11 protein-coding genes and 1 pseudogene are annotated in these 9,348 nt (G+C 39.9%); 7 read left to right on the top strand and 5 right to left on the bottom strand.

The window, feature by feature from the left end; all coding sequences use genetic code 11:
• Together Q0037_RS00230 and prfA are read right to left on the bottom strand one after the other, a co-directional pair.
• Positions 1-211: pseudogene (locus Q0037_RS00230) on the bottom strand (orotidine 5'-phosphate decarboxylase); the annotation flags it as partial.
• 49 nt (positions 212-260) lie between these two features.
• Entirely contained in the window at positions 261-1,334 is a 1,074-nt protein-coding gene (prfA, locus tag Q0037_RS00235) for a peptide chain release factor 1 (RefSeq protein WP_297513616.1), read from the bottom strand.
• Positions 1,335-1,465: 131 nt separating this feature from the next.
• Here prfA and Q0037_RS00240 point away from each other — a divergent pair, with 131 nt between their 5' ends.
• Together Q0037_RS00240 and Q0037_RS00245 are read left to right on the top strand one after the other, a co-directional pair.
• Positions 1,466-1,927 (top strand): DUF6265 family protein, encoded by a 462-nt coding sequence (locus Q0037_RS00240; RefSeq protein ID WP_297513618.1) that lies wholly within the window; start codon positions 1,466-1,468, stop codon positions 1,925-1,927.
• Positions 1,924-2,439 (top strand): DUF6265 family protein, encoded by a 516-nt coding sequence (locus tag Q0037_RS00245; protein ID WP_297513621.1) that lies wholly within the window; start codon positions 1,924-1,926, stop codon positions 2,437-2,439. Before Q0037_RS00240 ends, Q0037_RS00245 begins: the two co-directional genes overlap by 4 nt.
• Before the next feature lie 96 nt (positions 2,440-2,535).
• Here the strand turns inward: Q0037_RS00245 and Q0037_RS00250 are convergent, their stop codons facing one another.
• A complete protein-coding gene (locus tag Q0037_RS00250; RefSeq protein ID WP_297513624.1) occupies positions 2,536-4,002 on the bottom strand; it encodes an aminoacyl-histidine dipeptidase in 1,467 nt (488 codons plus the stop codon).
• A gap of 97 nt (positions 4,003-4,099) precedes the next feature.
• On the opposite strand from Q0037_RS00250, the gene Q0037_RS00255 reads away from it, so the two are divergent.
• From Q0037_RS00255 to Q0037_RS00270, 4 genes are all read left to right on the top strand, one after another.
• On the top strand, positions 4,100-5,167 hold the full coding sequence (locus Q0037_RS00255) for a DUF3810 domain-containing protein (RefSeq protein WP_297513627.1): 1,068 nt from the start codon (positions 4,100-4,102) through the stop codon (positions 5,165-5,167).
• 168 nt (positions 5,168-5,335) lie between these two features.
• On the top strand, positions 5,336-5,830 hold the full coding sequence (locus tag Q0037_RS00260) for a sigma-70 family RNA polymerase sigma factor (RefSeq protein ID WP_297513630.1): 495 nt from the start codon (positions 5,336-5,338) through the stop codon (positions 5,828-5,830).
• Between the two features lie 3 nt (positions 5,831-5,833).
• Positions 5,834-6,457, top strand: coding sequence for a hypothetical protein (locus Q0037_RS00265; protein WP_297513633.1), 624 nt, complete (start codon positions 5,834-5,836; stop codon positions 6,455-6,457).
• Positions 6,457-7,308 (top strand): TraB/GumN family protein, encoded by an 852-nt coding sequence (locus tag Q0037_RS00270; RefSeq protein ID WP_297513636.1) that lies wholly within the window; start codon positions 6,457-6,459, stop codon positions 7,306-7,308. Before Q0037_RS00265 ends, Q0037_RS00270 begins: the two co-directional genes overlap by 1 nt.
• Positions 7,309-7,312: 4 nt before the next feature.
• On the opposite strand, the gene Q0037_RS00275 is transcribed toward Q0037_RS00270, so the two are convergent.
• Both Q0037_RS00275 and Q0037_RS00280 read right to left on the bottom strand, forming a co-directional pair.
• Positions 7,313-8,116, bottom strand: coding sequence for a 1-acyl-sn-glycerol-3-phosphate acyltransferase (locus Q0037_RS00275; RefSeq protein ID WP_297513639.1), 804 nt, complete (start codon positions 8,114-8,116; stop codon positions 7,313-7,315).
• Positions 8,117-8,148: 32 nt separating this feature from the next.
• Entirely contained in the window at positions 8,149-8,790 is a 642-nt protein-coding gene (locus tag Q0037_RS00280; RefSeq protein ID WP_297513642.1) for a CoA pyrophosphatase, read from the bottom strand.
• Between the two features lie 38 nt (positions 8,791-8,828).
• On the opposite strand from Q0037_RS00280, the gene Q0037_RS00285 reads away from it, so the two are divergent.
• The gene (locus tag Q0037_RS00285; protein WP_297513645.1) at positions 8,829-9,272 is read left to right on the top strand and encodes a DUF4268 domain-containing protein; all 444 of its coding nucleotides are present in this window, start codon (positions 8,829-8,831) and stop codon (positions 9,270-9,272) included.
• The last annotated feature ends 76 nt before the right edge of the window (positions 9,273-9,348 follow it).

A 9,348-nucleotide genomic window follows, 5' to 3' on the forward strand; every position in this document is an offset into this window, starting at 1 on the left:
CTTTTACCCCATACGCCTCGTAAAAAGCAGTGTTGGGTTTGTACGAAACGCACAAGTCATGCGTAGCGTCAATAATCGCTTTGTTGAATTCAAAAATAGGATCATCGGTTTGAAGTAAATGGGGCGGAATCTTGTCGATGTCCACATCCAAACCTATGCATAAAAACGATTTCTTTTGTCGAATTTGCGTTACCAATGCTTTAGTTTCCATATTGCAATTTTGTTATAAAAAAAGCCCAACGAAACGGTTGGACTTGAGATTAAAATACTTCGCTTTCTTTTAGTTTTTCGGTATTGGCGACCAACTGCAATTCGTCAATAAACTTTTGAATATTACCATTAAGTACGCCATCCATGTCAAAAATATCCATGCCAATACGGTGATCGGTTACCCGTCCTTGGGGAAAATTATAGGTACGAATCTTGGCCGAACGGTCGCCCGAACTCACTTGGGAATTTCGCTTTTTGGCATCTTCCTCTTGCTTTTTGGCCAGTTCCATTTCATAGAGACGGGAACGTAATACCGAAAGTGCTTTGTCTTTATTTTTATGTTGCGATTTTTCGTCTTGACATTGTGCTACCAATCCCGTAGGAATGTGTGTCATACGCACCGCCGACTTGGTGGTGTTTACGGATTGACCTCCGGGACCTGATGAACAAAACAAGTCGATGCGAACGTCATTCATGTCGATATGCACATCAAATTCTTCAGCTTCGGGCAATACCATAACGGTAGCCGCTGAAGTGTGCACCCGCCCTTGGGTTTCTGTTTTCGGTACTCGTTGCACGCGATGTACTCCCGCTTCAAACTTTAAAGTGCCGTATACATCCTCACCAGATACTTCGAAAATGACTTCCTTGAATCCGCCGGACGTTCCTTCATTAAAATCAACTACTGAAGTTCGCCAGCCTTTATTTTCACAGTATTTCGTATACATTCGACACAAATCGCCTGCGAAAAGAGACGCTTCATCTCCACCAGTACCGGCGCGAATTTCAACCATTACATTTTTGGCATCTTCAGGATCTTTGGGGATCAACATAAACTTGATTTCCTCCTCCAACTGTGGCAATCGTTCTTTGGCTTCATCGAGTTGCATCTTGGCCATCTCTACCATTTCAGCATCCGAACCATCGGCGAGGATCTCATTGGCTTCGGCAATATTATCGGTCAATCGAACGTATTCATCGCGTTTTTCAACCAACGCTTTCAAGTTTTTATACTCTTGATTCAATTGTACGTAACGCTTCTGATCGGCAATGACATCCGGTTGAATAATCAAATCGGACACCTCGTCGAACCGTTGTTTCACATATTGCAAACGCTCTAACATAATGTACTATTCCTTTTTTTGGATTGCAAAAATACAATAATTTGCGAATGGAATTGCAATTATTTCACGAGGCTAATTCGACTTTGACCCATGAATCATGATAATTTTTGTAGTATTGTAAAAAATAAATCATGAAGCAGGTTGCCTTTCTTTTCTTCCCTCTTTTCTTTTTTTGGGGTTGTCAAAAAGACACTGAAAGTCCCGATTGGCTGTTAGGTTCCTGGCACAATACCACAACAAGCATGGATGCGCAGGAACATTGGAAAAAAATGGAGGCTACTGTATTTGAAGCGGAGAGTTTTATTCTTGTCCAAAAAGATACTGTTTTTTATGAGCATGTCGATTTGAAAAAAACAAGTAAAGGATGGGATTATATTGTTTCGGTTCGCGATCAAAACAAAGAAAAACCAGTATGCTTTTCGTCAACCTATATCGGAACAGATTCGTTGGTGTTTGAAAATTCTAAACATGACTTTCCGAATCGTATTGTGTATAAAAAAATAAAGGCCGATAGTCTTGTTGCTACTATCTTTGGCATGCAAAATGGGAAGGCTACCTCGGAGATCTTTCCTTTTAAAAAAATGAAACCATGAAAAAAATGATGTTTTGCCTCTTGGGGATTGGTCTTTTGACCTTTTCTTGCAAAAAATATGATGCGTTGGGACGTGAAATTCAATTTGAAGAGCGTTACAAAGCGTCATTTTTGGAGGGAAATTGGACCCTAACCGATTCGTTGGGTGTGATGGAAATGCAATGGAAAGAAGCCGATGACAGCACGTATACGGGAACCTGCATATTTATTCATGGTGAAAAAAAAGACACCTTGCATCGGGAACAATTGGAGCTGCAACAACGCAAAAACTACCTGATTTACACTACTATGGTTCAGGGTGAAAAAGGAGAAACACCCATTGCTTTTCAAATGACGCAAGATGCAGATAGCACGCTAACTTTTGAAAATCCAGACAATGATTATCCGAAAAAAGTTGTCTATCGTTTATTGCGCAACGGAAAACTTCAGCAAACCGAAAGCGGTCAAATTCGAAAAAAGGCGCTAACGCAAACGTATGTTTGGTCGAAGGCGGCATCGCCAAAGGAAAATTAATTCGAAGATTCGCTTTTCAAAACCCAAAAAAAATCCTGAAACTCAATAGCTCAGGATTTTTTTTTACGTTTTGGCCTCAATTTTTAGTGCTAAAGACTAACTGTTTTTGACCGGAATATTGGCTAAAATTTCGAGTAAATAGCTCCAAAACTTTTGAGAAGACGATATGCTAGCACGTTCGTCGGGACTGTGTGCGCCGTGAATGGTGGGACCGAAAGAAATCATATCCATGTTGGGATAATTCGTGCCAAGAATTCCACATTCCAATCCAGCATGACACGCGACAACCCGCGGTTTTTCTCCGTTTTGTTTTTCATAAATAGCGACCAAAACCTCCAATATTTCCGAATTTACATTGGGCGTCCACCCAGGATAACTTCCCGCAAACGTCACTTCACAACCGATTAATTCAAAGGCTGAACGAAGGGCATTGGCCAAATCAAACTTAGCGGTTTCTACAGAAGAGCGGGTTAAACACTGCACCGATAGCTGTCCCTCTTTCACCACTACGCGCGCAATATTATTGGATGTTTCTACCAAATCAGCCATATCGGCACTCATTCGATACACGCCGTTGTGGGCTGTATAAAGGGCACGTAACAATCCTTCTTGCACGCCTAAATCCATTATTTTTTTGGGAAGGGGTGTCTTTTCAATACTCACTTGAAGTTGAGGCTCGGTAGTTTTGTATTCCGCTTTAATCTCGTTGATACGTTCTTGCATTTCAAAAGCAAAAACCTCGTCATACATTGAAGCGATAATCACTTGCGCCACACTTTCTCTTGGAATAGCATTGCGCAAACTTCCTCCGTTGATTTCAGCGATTTGCAAACCAAAATTTTCAAATCCATCAAACAACAAACGATTCATGATTTTATTGGCGTTACCCAAGCCTTTATGAATATCCATGCCCGAGTGACCTCCTTGCAACCCTTTTACTGTTATAGTGTACCCAAGGGAGCCTTCGGGAACGTCTTCTTCATTGTAGGAACGAATCGCCGTTACATCCACGCCCCCAGCGCATCCGATATCAATTTCATCGTCTTCTTCGGTATCGAGATTTAATAAAATTTCCCCTTGAAGAATCCCTCCTTTTAAGTTCAAAGCCCCAGTCATTCCTGTTTCTTCATCAATGGTAAAGAGCGCTTCAATCGCGGGATGGGGAATATCTTTGCTTTCTAAAATGGCCATTATAGCCGCTACGCCCAAGCCATTATCCGCACCCAGCGTGGTCCCTTTGGCACGCACCCAATCGCCATCGACATACATTTGGATACCTTGCGAATTGAAATCAAAATCGGTATCGTTATTTTTTTGGTGCACCATATCCAAATGCGCTTGCATCACAATCGGCTTTCGGTTTTCCATCCCTGGAGTAGCTGGCTTTCGGATAAACACGTTACGGATTTCATCTTCAAAAGTTTCTAATCCTAAACGCGTTCCAAAATTTTTCATGAATTCAATCACGCGCTCTTCTTTTTTGGAAGGACGGGGTACCGCATTTAAATCGGCAAATTTATTCCAAAGGGGTTTGGGTTCTAATTGACGTACGTCTTGACTCATAGTGTAAAAATTATTTTTAATGCCATTACAGCGTTTCAAAAATACAAAGAATGTTGGGTGTAGCCTAAGATTACCGTACATTTACCCTAAAAAAAAGGTGAACCTACGAACGTACTGGGGATGGTATGCCGTGATCTTGCAACTGCTCCTTTTATCTATTCTTGGACAATTCCCAGAGGTGATTGAATGCTATTACAGTCAGGGCATCTATCGGTATATCGATGCATTTTGGCGTTTCTGTTTGGGTCGTATTCCTTTTTCGGTTGGCGATGTTTTTTACCTATTGCTTATCCTTAAAATTGTTTGGTCCTTGAGTTGTTGGAAAAAAACAACCCTTTCGCAAAAATGGATTTCCTTAGGGCAATGGGGTGCAGTCGTTTTGATGATATTCCAACTCAGTTGGGGATTGAACTATCATCGGCAAAAACTCACCGATACGTGGAACCTCAATACGCAATACACGCAAGAGGAATTGGTAACCTTTACCCGTCAACTTAGGGATGAAACGCATCGTATTCATTTGCAAATCATCCAAGATCCCCAAAAAAGCGTACGTGTTCCTTACCGCACGGATTCTCTTTTTATTTTGGCTCACGAAGGATACCAAGCGCTTCAGAAACGGCATCCCGACATCAACTACGAACAACTTTCAGTCAAAAAAAGTTTGTTGAGCACCCCGCTATCGTACATGGGCTTTTCGGGATATTTTAATCCGTTTACCCATGAAGCTCAGGTAAACGCTTTACTACCCTCGTATACTTTAGGGAATGTCATTTGTCATGAAATGGCGCATCAAACGGGCATTGCCAGTGAGAGTGAGTGCAATTTTATTGGATTCTTGGCCGGATATTATCATACAAACCCTTATTTTCGGTATAGTGTTTGTACCGCGGCGCTACGGTATTGTTTAGGAACACTTCAGATAACACAACCCAAACGATTCCAAACACTGTATGATTCATTACATGAAGGTGTAAAAGCCAATTTTAGAGAAAGTAAACAGTTTTGGAAAAACTATGACACACCTATCCATAAAGGCTTTCATGGTTTTTATGACCATTTCCTAAAAGTAAACCAGCAGTCCGACGGAATGGCGGGGTATAGTAACTATGTGGGGTTGTTGATTGGGTATCAAAAGAAAGCCTTTTTCCTAAATAGTATATAAATAAATCATTTTACTCAAAGGTTTTTTTATAAAAGCCACACTTTTCAAAAATCAAAATCTGAGGAACTGAAACTTTACAAAAATATACTTCAAAGGCAATTGTACTATAAATTTGAAATTTAGCATCGTAATTGTAACAAAAAAGAACATCCCATCACTAATACTTCCATGAATGAATCGATAGAAACATCATTTGTAAAACAACTCACGGACCACCAAAACATCGTCCACAAAATTTGTCGCCTCTACACCAACAATGAGGAGGCACACAATGATTTGTTTCAAGAAATCACGATTCAACTCTGGAAAGCTTTTCCAAAATTTAGAGGGGAAGCCAAATTTTCGACTTGGGCTTATCGCGTGGCATTGAATACGGCAATTACCTTGTATCGAAAAAATACACGAACCGTAGCCACCGTTGACTTTGAAAAAGCCAGCTATTTTATCAAGCAAGAGGATTACAATCCCGAAGAAGAAGAACAATTAAAGTTAATGTATCAAGCGATTCACCAGTTAAACGACATTGAAAAAGCATTGATTTACATGTACTTGGAAGACAAAGATTACAGCGAAATTTCGGAAACACTCGGAATTAGCGAAGTCAATGCGCGTGTGAAAATGAACCGAATTAAAGGAAAATTAAAAAAAATATTAAATCCGTAACGAATGATGAATGAACTGGATTTATTAAAAAAGGATTGGCAAAAACAAGCAAAGCCCTTTCGACAATTACAAGAGTCGGATATCGCTTCGATGATACATAAGCGATCTTCTTCGATTGTAAAATGGATATTGATAATTAGCATATTGGAGGTAAGCCTTTGGACAGCGATTAGTTTATTTTTTAACACTGACGAAGTAATGGTAAAAAATCATACGGAATATATGATTCCTTACTTCAAAATCATTACCTATGTTAATTATGTGGTGATAGCGGCGTTTATCTATGCTTTCTATGTCAATTATAAAAATATTTCAACCTTACGTTCGACCAAAAAATTGATGCAAGACATCCTTAAAACGCGACGAACCGTGAAATACTATGTATGGTACAACCTAATCATGATTGGATTGAGTGCTATCGCTGGGTTTGCATTGGCTTTTGTCGCCAATCCGCAAATGCAAAAAATTAGCCACAACCCTAAAGCCATGGTGATCACGATCATTATTTTAGTCATTTTCTTACTGGCATTCTTTGGCATTGCAGCCTTGTTTTACTACCTCATTTATGGTACGTTAATGAAACGTTTGTTCCGAAATTATAACGAATTGAAAAAAATTGATTTGTAATGAAAAAATTAGCGCTACTTCTCAGTGTATTGTGCTCGGTGTGGACTTATGCACAAACCCCCAAAACATTGCTTTGGAAAGTTTCTGGGAATGGATTAACCCAACCCTCGTATGTGTTTGGGACCATTCATATTACCTGTGATGCAACGTTAAAACCTAAGGTATTGGAAGCCTTGGAGAAAACACAACAACTTTGTTTAGAATTAGACATGGACGATCCAAGCCTTCAAATGGTCATGATGGCGGGGATAAACATGAAAAATGGTCAGCGGTTGGATTCCTTGCTTTCTGCCAAAGACTTTGCAACGGTTGATACGTTTTTAAAGAAACACTTGGGGTATTCTGCTAAAGTGGTGAATACCATGAAACCTTTTATGGTCACTGCCATGTTGTACCCAAAAATGTTAACCTGCCCCATGCAATCGGTGGAACAAGAATTAATGAAAGTAGCTAAAAGTCAGAACGAAGCGATCATCGGACTCGAGAAAGTGTTGGAACAAATGGCCGTTTTTGATGCCATTCCCTATAAAGAACAAGCCCATGAATTGGTAAAATTGGCCGAAAAAGGAATCGAATTCAATGGCTCAGAAACCGAAAAAATGTTGGCCTGTTACGCCAAAGAAGACCTTGATGCGTTGATGGAATTATTCAAAAGTTCAGAAACTCAATTTTACTCCCAATTCGAAGAAGAACTTCTCAACAAACGCAACCGAAACTGGCAATCACGATTACCCAAAATTATGGCTGAAAAGCCCACGTTTATAGGCGTAGGTGCTGCTCATTTACCCGGGAAAGAAGGTGTTTTACAGTTGCTCAGAGATTTAGGCTATACCGTTGAACCCGTAATGTAGAATCTTACCAGCGGCGTAATTCATTTAACCGCTCCTGTTCTTCTAAAACTTCGGCTGGAATGACTTTTAAAAAGGAAGGATGCTGCTCAATGGCATATTCAATTTTTTCTACAATCTCCTCGATGGATTCACGCTCATAATCAATGTCAAGCGGGGGTTTAATGGTGAAGGATTGCAAAATATTCTTCTTTTTGATCCGCAATCCCTTTTTATCAAAAGAACGTCTGAATCCATCGATCACGATAGGCACCACTAATGGTTTGTGCTGTTTTATGATATGGGCAGTCCCTTTACGAACGGGTTTAAACGACTTAGTAGTCCCTTGAGGAAAAGTGATGACCCAACCATCGGCCAAAGCTTTCATAATATTTTCTGTATCGTTGGGATTGACCGCTTTCTTTTCATCAATATCTTTCCCGCCCGAACGCCAAGTGCGCTCTACCGTTATCGCTCCCGCATAAGCCAATATTTTTGGCAATAATCCTGAACGCATGGTTTCGCCTGCAGCTACATAGTATAAATTCAGTTTGGGATTCCATAAATAACCCACATTACGAATGTTGTTCTGACGTCCACTCAAACTAGCATTAAAGACGTGAAACATCGCAACGACATCGGCAAAATAGGTTTGATGATTGGAAATAAACAATACATTTTGTTCCGGCAACTGACGTAAAATGTCAGAACCTTCAATTTGTAGCTCATTGAATCCGCGATAACGACGATGCGTAATGACACCTGCAATACGGATAAGCCATTTTTTTAAAAATAAGATATGTCCAAACGGATTGCGTTTAAATAAATTCATAGCGCCAAAATGGGAGCTAAAGATACGAAGAATTATACGGACAACAAGGCCTTAAAACTGTCTTTCAATTCACTAACCATCATGGCTGTCGCTCCCCAAATAATTTGATTTTCAATTTGAAATGCAGGCACTTCAATAGATTTTGAATACGATGTAGACAAACGCATTGATGTTAAATTTGCATCTTCCAATAAATGCGTCAATGGAAATTCTAAAATTTCAGACACTTCCTCTACTTGTTGCACAAAATTGGGACGTTCATATCCGTAAGCAAGAAAAGGGAAGACTTGAAAATTACTGGGTGGAATGTATACCGAAGTTATCGGTTTGATCAGAGAAACCTGTTCGGGTAAAATCCCTACCTCCTCCTGAGCTTCCCGTAAAGCAGTGTGCCACAAAGAAGTATCTTCCGATTCGACTTTACCTCCAGGAAAAGCAATCTGTCCCGAGTGTACACCTGGATATTCATTTCGACGAATAAATACGGCATGCATAACATTCTTTATGGGATAAAAATAAATTAACACAGCCGCTTGACGTGCATTTTCAGGAATGTTTCCAGCATACAGCGCACGAAGACGTTCCTCGGGCACTACTTTCGCATGGGCTGAAAGCGCCGGCAACGGTTGCTGTTGAAGAAAAGGAACTAAAGCTTGAAAAGTGGTAAACGTCATAACACGTAATAATGTTTAAATTTACCAAAAAAAACGGCATGTATAGTAAGGAAGAAAAACAACTTTTAAAACGTGAATTTTGGGCTACATTTGGCGCTAACTATCCACGAAAATGGATGCTGTATGACACTCAAATTAAAGATGTTAGTTTCAAATTCTATGTTGATAATCGTATAGCACGTGTGCAATTGGATATCGAACCCCGTGATGCTGAAAAACGAAAAATATACTATGAAAAAATAGAATCCTTACAAACCCTGTTGCAAGAAGAACATGTTCCAAACGCCCTTTTTGCAAGACATATAGAATTAGAAAACGGAAAAACTATTAGTCGTATTTGGGTCGAACTTGAGGACGTTACTATGAATCGAAGAGACGATTGGGACCGTATTCATCACTTCTTCGCCACCCAAATGAACGCCTTCGAGGATTTTTTTAAAGAATACGAGGACTATATCCGCGACCTCGATCTAAACACCTAACCGAATCAATAACTCATAATTCATAATTTAAAATTCATAATTATTAGTTGTGCGTGCCCCTCCGGGTCGGGCAATC

The sequence above is a fragment of the Flavobacterium sp. genome (assembly GCF_027482425.1).
GTDB lineage: Bacteria > Bacteroidota > Bacteroidia > Flavobacteriales > Flavobacteriaceae > Flavobacterium.

What these genes read in the sequence shown, in the direction of transcription:
- prfA (WP_297513616.1), bottom strand. Translation starts at nt 1,334, where the DNA reads ATGTTAGAGCGTTTGCAATATGTGAAACAACGGTTCGACGAGGTGTCC.
- Q0037_RS00240 (WP_297513618.1), top strand. Translation starts at nt 1,466, where the DNA reads ATGAAGCAGGTTGCCTTTCTTTTCTTCCCTCTTTTCTTTTTTTGGGGT.
- Q0037_RS00245 (WP_297513621.1), top strand. Translation starts at nt 1,924, where the DNA reads ATGAAAAAAATGATGTTTTGCCTCTTGGGGATTGGTCTTTTGACCTTT.
- Q0037_RS00250 (WP_297513624.1), bottom strand. Translation starts at nt 4,002, where the DNA reads ATGAGTCAAGACGTACGTCAATTAGAACCCAAACCCCTTTGGAATAAA.
- Q0037_RS00260 (WP_297513630.1), top strand. Translation starts at nt 5,336, where the DNA reads ATGAATGAATCGATAGAAACATCATTTGTAAAACAACTCACGGACCAC.
- Q0037_RS00265 (WP_297513633.1), top strand. Translation starts at nt 5,834, where the DNA reads ATGATGAATGAACTGGATTTATTAAAAAAGGATTGGCAAAAACAAGCA.
- Q0037_RS00270 (WP_297513636.1), top strand. Translation starts at nt 6,457, where the DNA reads ATGAAAAAATTAGCGCTACTTCTCAGTGTATTGTGCTCGGTGTGGACT.
- Q0037_RS00275 (WP_297513639.1), bottom strand. Translation starts at nt 8,116, where the DNA reads ATGAATTTATTTAAACGCAATCCGTTTGGACATATCTTATTTTTAAAA.
- Q0037_RS00280 (WP_297513642.1), bottom strand. Translation starts at nt 8,790, where the DNA reads ATGACGTTTACCACTTTTCAAGCTTTAGTTCCTTTTCTTCAACAGCAA.
- Q0037_RS00285 (WP_297513645.1), top strand. Translation starts at nt 8,829, where the DNA reads ATGTATAGTAAGGAAGAAAAACAACTTTTAAAACGTGAATTTTGGGCT.